The organism is Caldithrix sp., from assembly GCF_056497305.1.
Map to the genome: position 1 here is coordinate 37388 of NZ_JBSMDE010000004.1, position 17622 is coordinate 55009.

Sequence of the window (17622 nt, forward strand, 5' to 3'; positions counted from 1 at the left end):
TGTTGTTTGTTTAAATCATACAATTCTTTTTTCTTATAAATAAGTAGCATCATAATAATTTCTTTTTCTTTAGACCAATAATAAATAACTCTTGAACCGCCACGCTTGCCTCTTCCTGAACCTGATCAACGAATTTTTTTAGACCGCCGCTACCTTGAATGATCTTTCCTAAATCTGGTCTTAGTAGAAGAGTCTTCTGAAGTAATCGACATTCATCTTCCGATAAAATTTTATTCACTTGTCTAGTAAAGATTGGTGTTTCAATTATCTTTAAATACTAAATATACGTCAATGGCACACATTTGGCAAAAAATAAATTAACTAATCTTTAAGACTCTAATAAACAAGTTAACCGGATTGGCCACGCGCCAATGAATGTTCATTGGGGGGAGATTTTCTCACTGGCCAATTCATGCCTATGCCCGTCCCCGAAAATCGAGGCCAGGGGAAAATTGTGTCTGGCAGGGGAGGTCTCGATCTGAAGCTCGAGTTACGACTGCGGTTTTTTAAAGGTTCCGGATTTGCTTCTTTAGATATTGTCTTAAAATTTTAAGACAATATGCTATTATAATTTTTACAATCCGAACTTTTTCCTACTCTCTAAATATTTCAGAAAATATATTGGTGTCTACCTATTAAACCGGGCCGGCCCTGTTTACTTGTCTATTAATTGCAGCAAAGCAGGAATTCCGGTTGCCACTGTACGCAATAGTGCTCTGGACGAGGGAAGAATGGCTGCAGGCGCTTTGCCCAGAGCAGCTCTCCAGAGAGAAAATGTACCAGAAACGTAAAGTAGCTCAGCCATGGTTCTAAAATGGAGAGCCGGAGTGGCGCACAAATAAACCGCACGCCAGTTTGGTTTGAACTTATCTTTAAAAAAATGTAATCCTTTGAAATTGTACACAGGTAAAAGCGAAAAACCTCCCCAATGGATGGCTACTTCTTTTAAGTTTTGTGTATTGTTCAATAAAAAGGGCACTTCTCCCAAACTCAACTGGCTAATTCCTTCATTTTGCAATTGCTGAACTACAAAGGCAATGAGCGCTTCCATGGCGCCGTAAGGCGCCTGACAATGGCGCAACATTAACTCGCCCTGGAAACGCCCCGGAGCATTGAGGGAAAGCGTAAAAGCGGCCTGCCATTCGTTTTGCCGGTCCCGTGCAACAAAAAGACGCAGGGCCGTTGGCTCATTCCATCGAAACACATGTCTCAAACGAGGATGCCCTGCAAAAGACGTGCGTTTTTCCAGTTCTTGTAGTTTTCGCACATTCAGGTTATGGAGTGGTAGTTCAGTAAATTGAAGCTTTTGCTTACCCCGACGAATACAATGGCGCAATTTACGGGACCATTGTGGAAGGTGTTGAAGTTCAAGCGTGGCCTCCATTCCACTTTGCAAGCATTGCCAGCCACGGGCTTTAAGCGCGGCCGCAATAGGAGGTGTACAGCCCCGTATCACATAATTCCGCTCAGGCAATGCATCAATCGTTTGCATAAAGGTCTGGTTGTAAGGCACATCGCCCATGGCCAGCCAGATAAAAGAAGTGTGTTTAAGAGCTATGGAGTGAAATCGTGCCTCAGAGAGGGGGAGGCGCATCCAGCTCAGGGGCAGTTCCATGTTAATCATACAGGATGGTTTCATAAAAATTGGTTTATAGGCGCCTTATTGTTTTAGAGTGAAAATCCAGCGAATCAAGTTGAGCACAATCAAGATCAGCCCTTCCGTCCGTGAAATTTTCCATCCGGTGCGCATCATGATGACAACCGTAAGCACCAACAACACCAGCAGCAAAATGTCGAATGGTGCATCCTGGGCCACGTGCAACGGACGTAAAATGGCGGCCAAGCCCAGCACGCCCATGATGTTAAAAAGATCGCTGCCAATGAGATTGCCGGCCGAAATGCCATGCCTGCCTTTGATAGCGGCCACCAGCGAAGTGGCGAATTCCGGAGCGGAAGTTCCGGCGGCTACAATAGTCACCGCAATGGCCCACTCCGAAAGGCCCACCTTGCGAGCCAGGAATGTGGCCGAATCGACCAGGAAATGTCCACCCGCCACCACCAGCAGCAAGCCACCGATGAGTTGCAAACCATGATACCAGCGAAAGGGGCCGTGACTGAACTCGTCTTCCAGTGGTTCCTTGTGAAAGAAAAGATAGGTCAGATAGGCAACGAGGCTCACAAGCAAAAAGAGGCCTTCCCAGAGGGCAATGGCGTAATCGCTTAAAAATAAGAGCAGCACAATCGAAACTACAAGCAATAGTCCACCTTCGCGATAGACCATTTTTTTAGTAGTTTTGATGGTTTGCAGTAAGGCAACGCCCCCAAGAATAAAGCCCAGATTAAAGATATTGGAACCAACAATATTGCCCACAGAAATATCCGCCTGGTGCTTGATGGCCGCCGAAATGGTGACCGCAAATTCCGGGGCCGACGTTCCAAAAGCAATAACGGTTAAACCAATGACCAGATCGGAAATGCCTAACTTTTGAGCCAGACGGGGCGCGGAATCGACAATCCACACCGCACCCAGCCAGAGGGCGCCAATGCTGAAGATCAAGATCAGTATGTTTCCGGCAAGTTGCATGATCCATCCTAATTTTCAGATCAGTGAGCTTACGTACACAGTAACCGTAGCCGAATTCCAGGCAAAATTTCCATTAACTTTCATGGAAAAATGCGTCCATTCGCTGAATTCACAGTTTTGATTCTGAATTCATAAAATCAAAACTAACAAAATTGACGAAATGATTCAAATGTAAAATGAAGGTTTTTCACGCTTTCTTTGAACGCTTTGCACTCCGCCGCAGGGCTCGATCGCTTATTGGCAAACATCTCAGGCAAAGGCGCTAAAAAATCAAAATTGCTTTATTGCAGCGCATTAGCTAATTTTTGGTAAGGAAAGGGGTTACATGAAGTTATTTTACAGAGCTTTTGGTCAGGGGCGGCCATTGATCGTGTTGCACGGCTTGTTTGGTATGTCGGACAATTGGTTGTCCATCGGTCGCCGACTGTCAGAATATTTTCACGTGTATTTATTGGACCTGAGAAATCATGGCCAGTCGCCGCACGATGCAGCTTTCAATTATTCCGTAATGACCAGCGATGTTGTGGAGTTTATGGAAGAGCACCAGCTGCAGGCGCCCCTTGTTCTGGGACATTCCATGGGGGGAAAGGTGGCCATGAATCTAGCCCTAAACTATGATCCGGACATCGCAGGCCTTATTGTGGTAGATATCGCTCCCAGAGCCTATCACCATACGCATTTTAAAGATTTTCTGGAATCCCTTCTTAGCCTTGACTTAACGAAATTTAAGACGCGCATGGAGATTGATCGCCATCTGGCGCAAAAAATTCCCCAGCCAGCCATTCGTCAGTTTCTTCTGAAAAATCTGAAGCGTCTGGAGAATAATCGCTTTGTCTGGAAGCTCAATTTACCAGCCATCTACAACAATCTGGAACACGTGCTAAGCGCCATCACTGCCTCCACTACCTTTGATGGGCCAGCGCTGTTTTTAAAAGGAGAACATTCGACCTACATCTCAGAAGAGGATGAGCCGAACATTAAACGATTATTTCCGCGGGCGGAAATTCGTTTAATTAAAGGCGCATCCCATTGGGTGCATGCCGATGCGCCTGAACAGCTTCTGTCAGAAATAGTGGACTTTGGGCAAAGAACAGGAGGTGCTCATGTCTATTAGGGATTTGATCATGAGAAATCGAAGTTGCCGTCGTTTTAGACAACACGAAACCATTCCGCTTTCTGTGTTGCGAAGCTGGGTGGATCTGGCCCGATTATCTGCATCGGCTTCCAATTTACAACCGCTGAAATACATTCTCTCTGCGTCTGAAGAAGTGAATGCCAGGATATTTCCCACTCTGGCCTGGGCTGGCTATTTAACCGACTGGCCGGGACCGGCCGAAGGCCAACGTCCAGCTGCTTACATCATTATTCTGGCTGACAAAACCATCAAATACCCTATTGATTGTGATCACGGGATTGCAGCCCAGAGCATTTTACTGGGAGCTACGGAATCGGGCTATGCCGGATGCATTATTGGCTCCATCCAGCGAAAAGCATTGCGACAAATACTCAACATTCCGGAAAACCTGGAAATTTTGTTGGTTCTGGCGCTGGGCAGGCCGGCGGAAACCATTGTGCTGGAAGAAGTGGGCAAAGATGGGGACATCCGTTACTGGCGTGATGAAAAGGGCGTCCATCATGTCCCCAAACGCCCTTTAGATGAAATTATTGTCAAAGAATTTTAATCAAAAGCCGGAGGCAATGTTATGAAAAAAATAGTGATCACCTTCTTAGGAGTCTGGATTATGTTTGCAGGCTGCCGGAAAATGACCATTTCAGAGCTACAGGAGATGGTTGACCGCGGAGAGTTTAGCAAAGCAGAACAGATCATTAAGAAACGCCTTCAAAACGATGGCCGGTTAAGTGAAAGTGAGAAAAATTTACTGCGCTTTGAAATAGAGCGGATGAATCGCATTCGCAAAGATTTTACAAAATCGCGACAGGATGTGCTGGACTTTATCCGAAAATACATTCCCGAGGTAAGCGATGAAGACCTGTCCCGCTGGGAAAGAGAGCACAAACTGGAATTTAAGATCATCGATGGCCACAAGAAATATTTTAATTACGCCGCCCGTAATCTTTTTCGTCTCGATCCACAATGCGCTCAAATCTGGCAAAAGCAAAATAAAGCGAAAAAGAAACAATTTGATTTGGATGTGCATATCGAAAATGTGATGGCCGAATGTCAGGAAAGCGGCCTGCCCTATGGTAGCCCGGTTCGTTTGCGCATTAAACAGGGCATTGTGGTGCATCCCGATGAGGTGCCCAAAGGCCAGACCATTCGTTGCTGGATTCCCTTTCCAAGAGAGATTCCCCATCGCCAAATCAATATTAAAATCCTGAATAGTGAACCTGCCCAGTTTCAACTTGCGCCCAACGAGCGTTTGCAGAGAACCATCTATTTTGAAAAAAGTAGTAATGGGAATCATCCAACCGAATTCTGGGTAGAATATGAATACACTTCGCACGGCGTCTATGTGCCCATCGATCCTGAAAAGGTGCAGCCCGTGGATGCAAACGGTCCTTTGAAAGAGTACCTGCAGGAAAGGCCGCCGCACATTGTGTTTAGCGACACCTTAAAAAAACTCTCCCAAAAGATTGTCGGAACAGAAACCAATCCCTATCGAATTGCCCAGAAAATATTTGCCTGGATCGATACCAATATTACCTGGGCCTCGGCCCGTGAGTATTCCACCATTCGTAATCTTTCGCTTTATCCATTGCTAACGCGTCATGGTGATTGCGGCATTCAGTCCATGTTATTCATTACCCTTTGCCGTATGAATGGCATCCCGGCCCGCTGGCAGAGCGGTTGGGAGTTCCAGCCGCCCGATGACAGCATGCATGACTGGAGCATGGTCTATTTTAAACCGTACGGCTGGGTGCCGGCTGATGTAACCTATGGCCTGCGGCCTTCTGATGTCCCTGAAATCAAATATTTTTATCTAAATGGAATGGATAGTTTTCGCTTAATTTTTAACGATGATTTTTCTGTTCCTTTTGATCCGCCCAAAACGCATTTTCGTTCGGAGACAGTGGATTCGCAGCGCGGCGAGGTGGAATGGAGCGGCGGCAATCTGTACTTTGATCAATGGGATTGGAAATTTGAGTGGAAGATTGTCAGTCAATAGAAGGTGAAGTCTATGGCTAAAAAAATAATAGCCATTATTGGCGGAGCCGTTGCCGGTTCCGAAGCTGCCAGCCAACTGGCGCAAAAAGGCATTTACAGCGTTGTCTTTGAACAAAATTCCATTCCTTACGGCAAACTGGAGTTCGGATTGCCCAAATGGCATGCCCGGTTGCGCGACCGTCAGGAGCATCTGATCGATCAAAAGCTGAACAACCCCTATGTGTATTTCATCCCCAATTTGAAATTGGGTCGGGATTTCCAGATTCACGATTTGCTGGAGAAGTGGCATTTTGACGCTGTTTTACTGGCCTCGGGCGCCTGGCGCGATCGACCATTACCCATCCAAAATATCAACGAATATGTGGGTAAAGGTCTGCTCTACATGCACGAAGTTACCAGATGGTTTAATCTGTGTCACGATCCCAATTACCAGGGGCCGAATTACATCATGCCTTACAAAGATGTGGCGGTGATCGGCGGGGGGCTGGCCTCTATCGATGTGATTAAAATTGTGGTCATTCGCCAAACCATTCAACGCCTGCACGAAAAAGGGATTAAAACCGATGTGTTACAACTTGAACGCAAAGGCATTTTCCAGAGCTTGAAAGAATTTGGATTGTCCTGGGAAGCGTTGAATATTGAACCGCCCAGACTCTTTGTCCGCCGATCCATTGAAGAGTTGCCCTTGACGATCTTACCGGAAAAGCCGACTCCTGAACAATTAGACCAGGCAGCGGAAACGCGCCGTAAGATTATCCAGAAACTGAAAGAAAAATTCCCTTTCGAACTGATCGAACGACACCATATTAAGGATAAAATCGTCAAAGATGGACAACTGATGGGATTGGTCTTTCTGGAAAAAGGCAAAAAAGAAACATTGGTTAAGGTGCAAACCAACCTGGTTATTTCGGCCATTGGAGCCATCCCGGAACCGTTACCTGGTATTCCCATGAAGGGGGAATTGTTCGATGTGGAAAATCCGGAAAATGGGAAGATAAGGGGGTTGGGGCGGGTATTTGCTTTAGGCAATACCGTAACGGGGCGCGGCAATATCCGCCAATCCATGTTGCACAGCAAAAAGGTGACAGAATTTATTGTCGATGAATATTTCTCGCTGAATTCAGGCGACTATCAAAAATTGTTTGAAGAACGCAGCCAATTAGCCGATCGGCGCGTTAATTCGGTATTGGAAGTCATCAAAAACCAGCCGGATTTAAGCAGAAAACAGATCGCACACATCGAAGATTCGGCTAAACAATTACAGGAAAAGGTTGGCTACAGCGGCAATTACAAATTGTGGGTGAAAAAACATTTGCCCGCCCGACTGGAAAACATAGTGGGAGTCAGATAATGGTCAGAGGCAAGCTTGTGTATTCAACAGATCCTAACTGGAAGAAAAAAGGGGATGAGGTTTCAAAAGAAAGGCCATCAAAAATCGGGCCGGTCTATCTGCAAAGAGTGAGCAAAGGGCGGGGCGGCAAAACCGTGACTCTGATAACTGGACTGAGTGGTAATCTGAAAAACTGGAAAAAAGAGCTGCAACAGCTTTGCGGCGCCGGTGGAACCGTTAAGGGGGACACGGTTGAAATTCAGGGCGATCATCGGCAAAAGATTGCAGAATTCTTAAACAAACAGGGCTTGAAAACCAAATTTTCCGGAGGATGAGCGCGTTCAATCATAAGGTTGGGCGAGGGGTAAATTCAATCAGTCGGTAGACGCCGGCATCAAACCTGCGTTTGATGCTTTCTTCGCTATAACAAAAGCTTCGAGCTAAAGCTCAAATTACGTTTAAAGTGAGATCAGAATGACAGGCCAGCACAGGCCTTAACCCCCTGGGCACAACCTGGCCCTTCGCAAAATAATTCGTAACTCGTAATTTTTTAATTTTTAATTGAATAACTCGCCTCTGCTGCCTTAACCTTTGATCACACCGATCGGTTTAAGACGGGCCACTTTAAGGCTAATCCCACTCTGGTGCATTACATTTACCACCGATTGCACATCTTTGTAGGCTTCGGGCATCTCTTCGGCAATGGTAGCCCGACCTCTGGCCTGAATAATTACCCCTTGATCCGAGAGCTCTTTGACCAGGTTACGTCCGGCTCCGGCTTTTTTGGCCTGGCGTCGGCTTAACAAACGTCCTGCGCCGTGGCAGGTGCTGCCAAAGGTCTCTTCCATGGCTTTTTGTGTGCCGATGCAAACAAAAGAGTAGCGCCCCATGTCGCCCGGAATGAGCACCGGCTGACCAATGGAACGATATCGTTCCGGCAACAGAGGATGTTCGGGCCCCAAAGCCCGGGTTGCCCCTTTCCGGTGAACGCAGACCGTCTTTTCTTCATCTCCCACTTGATGTTTCTCTTTCTTAGCAATATTGTGCGAAACATCGTACACTAAATGAAATTGCAGATCCGCATCCGAGATATTGAAAACCTTTTTGAAAACGCGTCGGGCTAAATCCATGATGACCTGACGATTGCTCCAGGCAAAATTGGCAGCGCAGGACATGGCTGCAAAATAGTCCTGACCCTCAGGGCTCTGGATGGGCGCTGCGGCCAGCTGGCGGTCTGGAAGATTTAAATGGTATTTCTGCGCCGCTTTGCCCATTACTTTCAGGTAGTCATCGCAAATCTGGTAACCAAATCCGCGGGAACCGGTATGGACTAGCAACACAATCTGTCCTAAGAACAAGCCAAGTGCGGCTGCTTTTTGTTCATCGTAAATGCGTTCAACCACGTCAATTTCCAGGAAGTGATTACCGGAACCTAAAGTGCCCAACTGGTCCAGGCCGCGCTCCACAGCCCGTTGACTGACAACGGAAAAATCTGCGGAGGGCAGTTTCCCCTTCTCTTCGATTACTTCCAGGTCTTCTGGGCGCCCAAAGCCCTGTTCAATGACCCAATTCACACCTTCCTGGGCAACTTTTTTTAATTCGTTTTTAGACAGTTTTTTAATGGCGTGGGAGGCCCCAACTCCTGTGGGAATGGCTTTAAACAGTTCTTCCACCAGTTTTTGTAAACGCTTTTTTACCTCCTGATCGGTTAAATTGGTTCGGATCAATCGCATGCCACAATTGATATCGTAGCCAACGCCGCCTGGAGAAATGACCCCCTCGTTCCAGTCGGTAGCGGCCACACCACCAATGGGAAATCCATATCCCCAATGAATGTCGGGCATGGCCAGAGCATATTTTTCAACGCCTGGCAGGTGGGCCACATTGATGACCTGTTGCAGAGGCGCTTCTTCTTCCAATAAATCGGACATCATGGATTCTGAAGCATAAATCCGGCCCGGTTTTAACATACCTCCGAATGGTTCTATCTGGTAAAGGTTCTCTTCGATTTTTTTAATGGGGATTTTAGCTTTTGCCATGGGTAGCTCCTCACCTCAATGGGTCTGCACATTAAAAACGAGTGACCAGGTGTTTTAGTTTCCATTGGTCTGTTAAATGTCAAAAATAACGGTTACCTCGTAGCCTTTGTCCTGTTTAGCGATTTCTATTCCGTGGTAGGTCACCGCTTTTATTTCCATTAAATGGTTCAGCCCATTTTCCTTTAAAATGATCTGACCGCTTTCCATTAATAGAAGATAACGATGCCCTTTTGGTTCAATTTTTAGATAGTGTAAAGGAACAAATAGCCGATGATGAACCTGCAAATTGAAGTTGATTTCACTCAAAAACGAGACCAGCAAGTCTTCCAGAGTGGCTTCATTAATTCGAATTTGTTTTATTTCCTTTATGGGCGTAGAAAGGGTTGAAATGTTTTGAAAATTTTTTAAACTACCAAAAACGAGCGCGTAAAAACCGTGAAGGGCATTACTGAACAGTTCGTTCAGGTCGCGGCCAAAAATCTGTAAACCGATGTCCGCGGTGTGTTCAATCTCTTTAAAAGGAATCATTTTGTCCATGGTTTTCCCAGTTGTTCTAAATTATTAAGGAAAACGTGAAACTTGACGATCTTTAATAAGGTAAAAAAAAATAGAAGGAGAGACAACTGATGTTGAAAAGATTATTTGCCGTGCTTGGAGCGCTGCTTTTTTTAACTTACTCCTGTACTATTGAAAAACCCGATCCTCCCGTGTGGGACACGACCTGGAAAATTGAATTGCCAATCCAGAGTATTACATTAAAAAAATTGGTAAACGATTCCACTCTGTTGGCGGATACGACACAGGATGGGCAGGCCATCGTTCGTTTTAATATGAACGACAGTACGGATTGGCAAAAAGTGCAGGAATCAGACCTGACAGTCACACCTGAAAATGCCCATTTTGAAGCAAAAATTGGGCCCATTAAATTGCAGCAAAAGACCGAGGTAAAATCAACCGAAATCACTTTAAGTGAACTTCTGCCTCCACAACTAATCGCCAGAGACACCATCCCGCCCTATCCGGGTCGAACAGTTACTCCTGATCCTAAAGAGGTGACTTACGACTTTTTTGAAAGGGCGGTTATTAAAAAAGGCAAAATTTATCTCACCTTCCACAATGATCTGTTTATTAAAGTGGACGCCGGAATGAAAATTGATGTGTACAATAATGATAGCCCCAACCCCACCTTGATCACCTCAATCATTTTCAGTGATCCAATTGAACCTTACGCGGTTACGCAGAGCGATGTGGTTGATTTAAGTGGTCTAACTGTGAGCAACCATTTCTTACTGAAATACACCATTCCTATTGCCGGTTCTGACACCATTCAGGTGGTAACCGATGAACAAAAAAATGGCACAATTTATTCTATTCTTACCATCGAAGATATTGAGGTAAGTGAGGCAGACGCTAAGGTGCCTGAACAAAGTTTTGCCAAAGATCAGAGCATCGCCATGCCTCAGAATGAACATAAAATCATTATGGCTACGGTTAAAGAGGGACTATTGACTTTAAATATTCAAAATAATTTGCCATTATATTCGCATTCTATCATCACCCTACCCGAAATAATCAAAAATGGGCAACCCGAGCGCATCGAACTTGATTTGCAACCCAACGAAAATACCAGCCGACAAATTAATTTAGCCGGATTGCTCATTCAAAATTCAAATCAGCCTGGTCAGCCGCTGGATTCCATTCACGTGCACATTGAATCGACCGTTCATTCCAATGATCAGATTGTGACCATAAAAGAGACAGATCAAATTGCTGTAGATGTTGACTTTACTGATATTGTATTCCAGAGCATCACGGGAATTCTTGAGCCGGTGGTGGTTCAAATCGACCCGGATACCGTGGACAATAGCGATTTTTTTGAAAAAATCAATGGCAGTGGTTTGATCCTGGAAGATTTGCAGTTAAAATTCAGAATAGAGAATCAGATAGACATCCCGGTGCATCTGGTATTGAATCTAAAAGCCAGTAACAACACAGAAGAGAAGACCATGGTTGTTGATGAGTGGATTAAGGCTTCCAGCCAGGCTCCTTACACCGAAATTGTACTGGACAAAAATTATCAAACGCCCAATAGCATTATTGATCTGTTTTCTCTTTTGCCGGAAAAAATTGAATTCAGCGGCCAGGCCACTGTGGAAGGACAGGGAACGGTGGCCCTGGGGGAAGGCGTAAGGGCCCTCTTTTCGGTGGAGACGCCACTCTTTTTTAAACTGGAAAATCCGGTGACCTATGAGAGCAAGATAGACAGTATTCGGAGAGATGATATTGATCAGGATGTGAGAGATCGCCTGGCAAATGACTGGAATGACAGTGAATTCCGCTTGATCATCCGCAATGGAACGCCATTTGGCACGCAATTTACATTTGTTCTGGCGGAAGATTCATCCCAGGTCAATTCTACAACGATCAGCGACTCGAGTAAAAAGATTGTATTAGAGGCCAATATCCAATCGGGAACCATTGGGGCCGATGGCTATGTCAGCGCGCCAACGGAAAGCGAAGTGGGCATCAAACTAAATCAAAAACAGATGCAGCTCTTTCAAAAATCGCCTATTTATTTTAAACAAATGGCAAAACTATTGCCAACCGGTAAAACCAAAGTAAAGGTACGTACCAGTGATAAAATTGAACTGACTGGTTTTATTAAGATTAATTTTACAGTCAGGTTTTAACAAAAATGGAGTTCGTTATGAAAAAGATTGTTTTAACGTTCGTCATGGCCGCCAGTCTATTGGCTCAGGGATTTGATGGGGTGGCCCTCGGGCTTGGAGATAACTTTGCGGTCATTTCACGTGGCGTTCAGGCTGTTAATTACAACCCGGCCAATGTGGCCCTACCACGCGGCAATGTATTTGAGCTTAACCTGATCGGTCTCAATCTGGGATTGTTCAACAATAGTTTCAGCCTTAATGATTACAACTACTTTTTTGTTACAGATCAGGAAGAAAACCGCTGGTCTGAAAGTAAACAGAAAGAATTCTACGATATTATTCCCAATTCCGGTTGGAAAATTCATACCAATGTAGCTGCCAATGCCCTGGGCTTTGCTTTTAATAATTTTGCCCTTGCTGTGCAGCCGATGGTTATGGGCCAATTAATCCCATTCGAAGACAAAACTCCATTGGAATTAGCATTCTTTGGCGATACCTACAGCAGAGAGTACCATAGAACCATCAACAATTTTGTCAGCGGTTCTGCCTTTGGCGGTGTGAAGGTCGCTCTGGCTTATGGATACCCATTTTTGCAGATTAAAAAATATTTGCCGGATTTTTCTTATCTGGCTGTGGGCATCGGCATCAACTATTACATCTCTATGGCCGTGTCCGAAATTGAGCAATCGGATATAACCATTAACCGTACCCAGTACGATGAATACGAAATCAATGAGTCGACCTTAAATATCAGAGCACGTCAGGCTGTTTCGGATGGGGGAAGCCCGGTTGCCAAAGGGCGTGGAATTAATCTGGGCCTATCGACCCGTTTTAAAAAGGACTGGTACTTTGGCCTCAGTTTTATTGATCTGTTTGGTTCCATGGATGTGAGCAGCAATGCCGAGCAGTTCATGTTAACAAGCTATCACCGTTTTAAAATTTACCATGATACCGATCTGGACCCTGTATCGGAAGAATCGACGGTAGACACAACAGAGGCAATGGATGGTTTTTCCATGGATCTGCCTACAGTCATGCGTCTGGGAGCGGCCTACCAATTCAAAAAGAATTTGACTTTTACAGCCGAATACGTCCAGGGCCTGGATCGGGCTTTTGGGAATGCAACTACACCACGCTTTGGGGCGGGAGTCTATTACCGGCCCCTCTGTTGGCTGCCCCTTCGCGGAGGCTTTTCCGTTGGCGGGAACAGCGGCTTTTTACTGGCCGCCGGCAGTGGTATTGATCTTAAATATTTTACCTTTGATTTTTCCATGGCCATGAAAAATGCCCTGTGGCCAACCCACTCGGAAGGCTTGTTTATGGCATTTAGTGTCATGCTCAAATTGTAATCCATAGTGGATCAAGTATAGTTTACCATTGCACTTGATGAGACATGCCTGTTTTGGGATTCATGAGTTCCAAAATGGGCATGATTTTTTTTAGGGCAGAAAAAAACGCTTGTAGGATTGTGTACGGCAACCTTAGCTGCCGGATGTTCTTTTTTGTGCTTCCCATGTAAAGGCGTCTACGGAATTTAAAAAGAGGTGAACATTTTGGCCAAATTTATGACTGAAGAAGGTCGGGTGGTGCCTGCTGTTAGCGCAGAACAGATGCGGGAAATTGATCGCATTGCCACAGAGCTGACCGGGCCGTCCCTTTTGCAGATGATGGAGCATGCCGGAAGGAACCTGGCTCTTACGGCCATGGAAGCCTTGCCCCAAACCTGGCGGCAGGCGACCTATTTAATTTTGGCCGGCGGAGGAGGCAATGGCGGTGGCGCCATTTGCGCGGCCAGGCATTTACGCAATCGTGGATTGAATGTGCTGGTTTACCTGGGCCACAAACGATCTTTGAGCGCAGCCGCTGAACATCAGTTAAAAATTTTCAAAGCTGCAAAAGGTCAAATCGTCGACAGGCAGGCCCTGGAGCACCTTCATGCCGATGTGATCATGGATGGACTCATTGGCTATAGTTTGCGCGGAGCGCCCGAAGGCGAGACGGCCATGGTTATTGATTGGGCCAATCAGCAGCAGGCCTTTAAATTGGCACTGGACATCCCTTCCGGTGTTGATGCTACCAGCGGCCTGGCGCCGGGCCGGTTTTTTAAAGCCCACCTCACTCTGACGCTGGCCATACCCAAGCACGGTTTACACAATGCTTCCTGCGGGCAGCTCATTTTAGCGGACATTGGTATTCCGGAACAATGTTTTGAACTTGCAAAAGTTCCCTTTGAACCTGAAATCTGGGGCCAGCGGTTTCGTATTAATATTTTGCGCCAGAGCTGAGTTCAGGTTTTCCAGTAGATTTTGTTTTTAGACAAAACGTACACGCCAAAAGCCACAGTAACGGTGTAAAGCGCACCTTTCCCAAAACCAAGCCAGGGCGAGAATGACGTCCATTGATCCAACAAAGCAGCCAGGCCGCTTAAAGAGAGAATAGGCCATAAGAAATTGGCAAAGCCCACGTAGGCCACCATGGGGTTTTGCCCATTGCCGGCCAGCCACTTTAGCCAGAATGGTCGTTTGAATACCGATTCCAGAATGGTGAAGGCCGTCAACAGAAAAATGGAAAACCCGGCGCTTACCAGGTAGTAACTCATGGTCGGATGATCCTTTTTGATCCCCCCTTCGTATGGTTCAAAAACTATACCAACCACTATCCAGTAGCAGCCCCATAGAAAGATCTGTTTAAGAAAGTTCTCCGTGGGCGTCTGGCTGTTTCTTAACAGCAACCAGGCGCTTAATAGCAGGATCAAGGTGCCCAGATGGTTAATCAGAAGACATCGGCATTGCAGACCGATTAAATTCAACAGTAAAATCGCAAGCATGAGCAGGGCCACGCTTATTTGTTTCCAGTAGGGCCAGCGAAAGGCCGGTGTGGGTGAGGACTTGAGTCTTTTTTGCCAGACCAGCAAAGCTTCGCCAATGATGGTTCCAGGAATGACTAAAAATAAATACTGGTGGTAGTAAAGCGAATACAACCAGGGCAGCGGACGAAACTCCCACAGCCAGTGAATCCAGCCCGGCTCTGTGTGTGCCAGTCGGATGCCCAACAAAATGCCTAATATGCCCAGCCGGGCAAGTAAACGGTTTCGTGTTAAAAGCCAGATTAATGAGCCCGAAAAGTAAACATTGGTCAAGACAATAAGGATGATGTCCGAGCGGTAAAGAGAAAAACCGGAACCATCAGGATAACGCAGGCTGACTAACAGGCCCTCTGCCAGCAGCCAGACAATAATTTTAAAAATTAAACGAAGGCGGAAAGGCCAGCGTTCTGGTAGTTTGACAAAAAGAGCAAACAGGATGATAAAACCGGCCAGGCTCAGCAGCCAGGCCCTTGTGGAGAGGTGCGGATCGATGATGTGGGGGCGCACGTGAAAGAGAAAAATGGCAAAAAAAGCGAGTAAGACGGTTCGTTCGACAATGTGCAACAAGACCTTTGGAACAGAGTGTTGTTGTAAGCGGCGCCCTAAAGCCAGAGGAATGGCCGCTCCCAGGCAAAATAGAAAGAGCGGGAAGACCAGGTCTACCCAGGTAAAACCGGGCAGGTTGGGGTTAAAGGTTCGATCCGGCGGCGGGAGTTGCGCGTGGTACATCCAGGCCGGTAAACCGGTGTAAGGAATAGTGCCTGCTAAAACCATGGACAGAATGGCAAAGCCTCGCAAGGCGTCCAAATTCAGGGCGCGCTCTGTTGTGTTGGTCATTGTTTTCGGGCTCCAATGAGTACCACTGCTTCGTCCGGCGGCAGACGCTTTAACTCCACATCGACCAGCGCTGCAATCTGACTGGCCTCCACCAATCCGGAAAAATCAATGATGCGCGCTGAAACCAGTAAAAAGAGATCCGGAAGTAATGGGCCGGCATCGCCAAAAGTGGTTAAGGCTTCCAGCAGCGCATTGATTCGGGCTCGAACGCCCTCAACCCGCGTTTGAACAATCTGGCAATCGTTCAATTGCAAGCGCACCACGCCTTCGCGATCCAGTACGCGCACGGTCTGGTAACTGTGTTTGATCAGCCCGAAAAGACGCTTTTGAGTTCGAATGGCGCTAAAAGTTAGGAGTTGCGAGGTCTTAGCCTGCAAGGTAACTTCTTCTTTAGGACAATGTAAAAGTTGGGCGGCCAGCTCGCGCAGCTCTTCGTCCGATTTGGGTTGTAACCGCAGATCGCGCATGCGCAGTTCTCCGGAACCAGTGGCAATGGCGATCAAACGTTTGTTGCGCGCATCCACTTCCACACTAACTTCAATGCTTTCCGGAATAGCTCCCATGGCCTGGACGCTCTCCACTGCTTCCTGGCGGATGGACAGAATATCGGCCTCGGTAGGATGGATTACCGTGCGTTCAACGGTATCGCGGATGATGCCCAGCGCTGCTCCGATAGCCGACAGAACTTCGGTATTTTTGGCAATGGAGAAGGGCAGCTTAAGATGTTCTGCGGTAAAGGGAACGATTGCGGGCGCGCCTCCTCCACCTCCCGCCAGGCGGATGAGGTCCCGATCCAGTTTGTATTCGCGCATTAGTTGGCGGATGGTCGGTTTAATTTTTTCGGCTGCAATGATCAGAATCTGGCGGGCAATGTTTTCTGCGGATTGCCCGAGTTTTTGCGCAAAGACCTTAAAAAAAGTGTTTAAGGCTTTGAAATTGGCCGTCCCGTGGTCGATCTCTTTAACCAGCCCCAGAAAATTTGCCGCGCCGGTGGGCGTAATGACGTAACGCTTTTGAGTATGGGGCGGTTTGATGTAAAAATAGTCCTGCGGATCCCCGGGCAGGGGCTGAAAGTGGACGATTTCAAATTCTTCAAATGATTCATTTTCAGCAAACGAGACGTAATGTAAGTTGGCGATGTGCGCGCTGCGCGGGCCTACATCGATAATGCGTTTTGCGGAAAGACGGGGCATGGAGCCGCCGGCGATGCCCAGGGTGCGCACATCCAGTGTTTTAATGTACAAACGATGTCCGCCGACACTGGCTGTTTTGACCTGCGGTTTGCCGTGCTTGATGATTGAGATATCGGTAGAAGTTCCGCCCACTTCGATAAAGATTCCGTCGGAAATTTTGACGTACATCAAGGCGGCGGCCACGCCTGCAGCCGGTCCGGAAAGCATGGTTAAAATGGGGCGCTTGCGCATCTCGTTGATGTCCATAATTCCGCCGTCGGAGCGCATGATCATTAAGGGCGCGGTGATGCCACTCTGGCGTACCGCTTCTTCGGTGAGCTGCGCTGTTTCCAGCATTTTGGGCAGCATGCCGGCGTTGATGGCCGCGGTGCGCGTTCGAATGCGCAGACCGTACAATTTGGTCAGTTCGCTGGCCGCCGTGGCCAGGTAGCCCAGTTGTTGGGCAAGCTCTTTGACCCTTAATTCATTCTGTGGATGGTCCACGCCAAAAGCCTCGCTGGCCACAATAACCTGCGCTCCCTGGTCAATGAGCTCCTGTATTGTCTTTTGGATTATTTCACTGGACGGGGGTTGATCTGTATTTAAGAAACGGTAGAAGGTTTGCAAATATTTGCCTGGCGCCAGTTCAAGATTTTTTAGCCGCGTTTCGCGCCGGGCCAGCCGGGCCTGCAGGCCCTTGCCCATGCCAATAATGCCCACCGGGGCCAGGTCGCCTTCCAGTAAAGCATTGGTGGCCTGGGTGGTGGAATGGGCGATCAAAACCACCTCAGCTGGATGCACCTGCGCTGTTTGGAGCACACGTTGCAGCGAATCGATGACGCCTTTGGCCACGCCTTCTTTGGCCCGGTGCGTGGTGGGCACACAGGCTTTGCCCAAAAGCCGGTAATCCGAAATATCGATGGCCACGGCGTGTGTAAAAGTGCCGCCCACGTCAATTCCGATTTTTATCTTGCGCCGAGTCTGATTCTCTGTCATGT

Annotated in this window: 14 protein-coding genes; 8 read left to right on the forward strand and 6 right to left on the reverse strand. The window is 47.1% G+C overall.

Features of this window, described 5'->3' with window-relative positions:
- Window positions 1-655: 655 nt before the first annotated feature.
- Both ACWB0I_RS00465 and ACWB0I_RS00470 read right to left on the reverse strand, forming a co-directional pair.
- On the reverse strand, window positions 656-1624 hold the full coding sequence (locus ACWB0I_RS00465) for a phosphatidylglycerol lysyltransferase domain-containing protein (protein WP_479386057.1): 969 nt from the start codon (window positions 1622-1624) through the stop codon (window positions 656-658).
- Between the two features lie 36 nt (window positions 1625-1660).
- Complete coding sequence (locus ACWB0I_RS00470; protein ID WP_479386058.1) at window positions 1661-2584, reverse strand: sodium:calcium antiporter; 924 nt, start codon at window positions 2582-2584, stop codon at window positions 1661-1663.
- 325 nt (window positions 2585-2909) lie between these two features.
- Between ACWB0I_RS00470 and ACWB0I_RS00475 the strand changes: the two genes are divergently transcribed.
- The 5 genes from ACWB0I_RS00475 to ACWB0I_RS00495 are packed head-to-tail and all read left to right on the forward strand — an operon-like array spanning window position 2910 to window position 7376.
- Window positions 2910-3698 carry an alpha/beta fold hydrolase gene (locus ACWB0I_RS00475; protein WP_479386059.1) on the forward strand — a complete coding sequence of 263 codons (789 nt, stop codon included), beginning with the start codon at window positions 2910-2912 and terminating at the stop codon, window positions 3696-3698.
- Window positions 3688-4266, forward strand: coding sequence for a nitroreductase family protein (locus ACWB0I_RS00480; RefSeq protein ID WP_479386060.1), 579 nt, complete (start codon window positions 3688-3690; stop codon window positions 4264-4266). The genes ACWB0I_RS00475 and ACWB0I_RS00480 overlap by 11 nt, the downstream gene beginning before the upstream one ends.
- A 21-nt stretch (window positions 4267-4287) precedes the next feature.
- Window positions 4288-5712: a transglutaminase-like domain-containing protein gene (locus ACWB0I_RS00485; protein WP_479386061.1), complete on the forward strand. Its 1425-nt coding sequence runs from the start codon at window positions 4288-4290 to the stop codon at window positions 5710-5712.
- Between the two features lie 12 nt (window positions 5713-5724).
- Window positions 5725-7062 carry an FAD-dependent oxidoreductase gene (locus ACWB0I_RS00490; RefSeq protein ID WP_479386062.1) on the forward strand — a complete coding sequence of 446 codons (1338 nt, stop codon included), beginning with the start codon at window positions 5725-5727 and terminating at the stop codon, window positions 7060-7062.
- Window positions 7062-7376 carry a stress response translation initiation inhibitor YciH gene (locus ACWB0I_RS00495; RefSeq protein WP_479386063.1) on the forward strand — a complete coding sequence of 105 codons (315 nt, stop codon included), beginning with the start codon at window positions 7062-7064 and terminating at the stop codon, window positions 7374-7376. The genes ACWB0I_RS00490 and ACWB0I_RS00495 overlap by 1 nt, the downstream gene beginning before the upstream one ends.
- A gap of 249 nt (window positions 7377-7625) precedes the next feature.
- On the opposite strand, the gene ACWB0I_RS00500 is transcribed toward ACWB0I_RS00495, so the two are convergent.
- Both ACWB0I_RS00500 and ACWB0I_RS00505 read right to left on the reverse strand, forming a co-directional pair.
- On the reverse strand, window positions 7626-9080 hold the full coding sequence (locus ACWB0I_RS00500; protein ID WP_479386064.1) for an RtcB family protein: 1455 nt from the start codon (window positions 9078-9080) through the stop codon (window positions 7626-7628).
- A gap of 72 nt (window positions 9081-9152) precedes the next feature.
- The gene (locus tag ACWB0I_RS00505) at window positions 9153-9617 is read right to left on the reverse strand and encodes an archease (protein WP_479386065.1); all 465 of its coding nucleotides are present in this window, start codon (window positions 9615-9617) and stop codon (window positions 9153-9155) included.
- 89 nt (window positions 9618-9706) lie between these two features.
- On the opposite strand from ACWB0I_RS00505, the gene ACWB0I_RS00510 reads away from it, so the two are divergent.
- The 3 genes from ACWB0I_RS00510 to ACWB0I_RS00520 all read left to right on the forward strand — a co-directional run bounded on the left by ACWB0I_RS00510 (window position 9707) and on the right by ACWB0I_RS00520 (window position 14034).
- The gene (locus ACWB0I_RS00510; protein ID WP_479386066.1) at window positions 9707-11770 is read left to right on the forward strand and encodes a hypothetical protein; all 2064 of its coding nucleotides are present in this window, start codon (window positions 9707-9709) and stop codon (window positions 11768-11770) included.
- 17 nt (window positions 11771-11787) lie between these two features.
- A complete protein-coding gene (locus ACWB0I_RS00515) occupies window positions 11788-13098 on the forward strand; it encodes a hypothetical protein (RefSeq protein WP_479386067.1) in 1311 nt (436 codons plus the stop codon).
- A 204-nt stretch (window positions 13099-13302) separates the two neighbouring features.
- On the forward strand, window positions 13303-14034 hold the full coding sequence (locus tag ACWB0I_RS00520) for an NAD(P)H-hydrate epimerase (protein WP_479386068.1): 732 nt from the start codon (window positions 13303-13305) through the stop codon (window positions 14032-14034).
- A gap of 2 nt (window positions 14035-14036) precedes the next feature.
- Here the strand turns inward: ACWB0I_RS00520 and ACWB0I_RS00525 are convergent, their stop codons facing one another.
- Window positions 14037-15452, reverse strand: coding sequence for a DUF5009 domain-containing protein (locus ACWB0I_RS00525; protein WP_479386069.1), 1416 nt, complete (start codon window positions 15450-15452; stop codon window positions 14037-14039).
- Window positions 15449-17620, reverse strand: coding sequence for a hydantoinase/oxoprolinase family protein (locus ACWB0I_RS00530; RefSeq protein ID WP_479386070.1), 2172 nt, complete (start codon window positions 17618-17620; stop codon window positions 15449-15451). The genes ACWB0I_RS00525 and ACWB0I_RS00530 overlap by 4 nt, the downstream gene beginning before the upstream one ends.
- Window positions 17621-17622 lie beyond the last annotated feature (2 nt).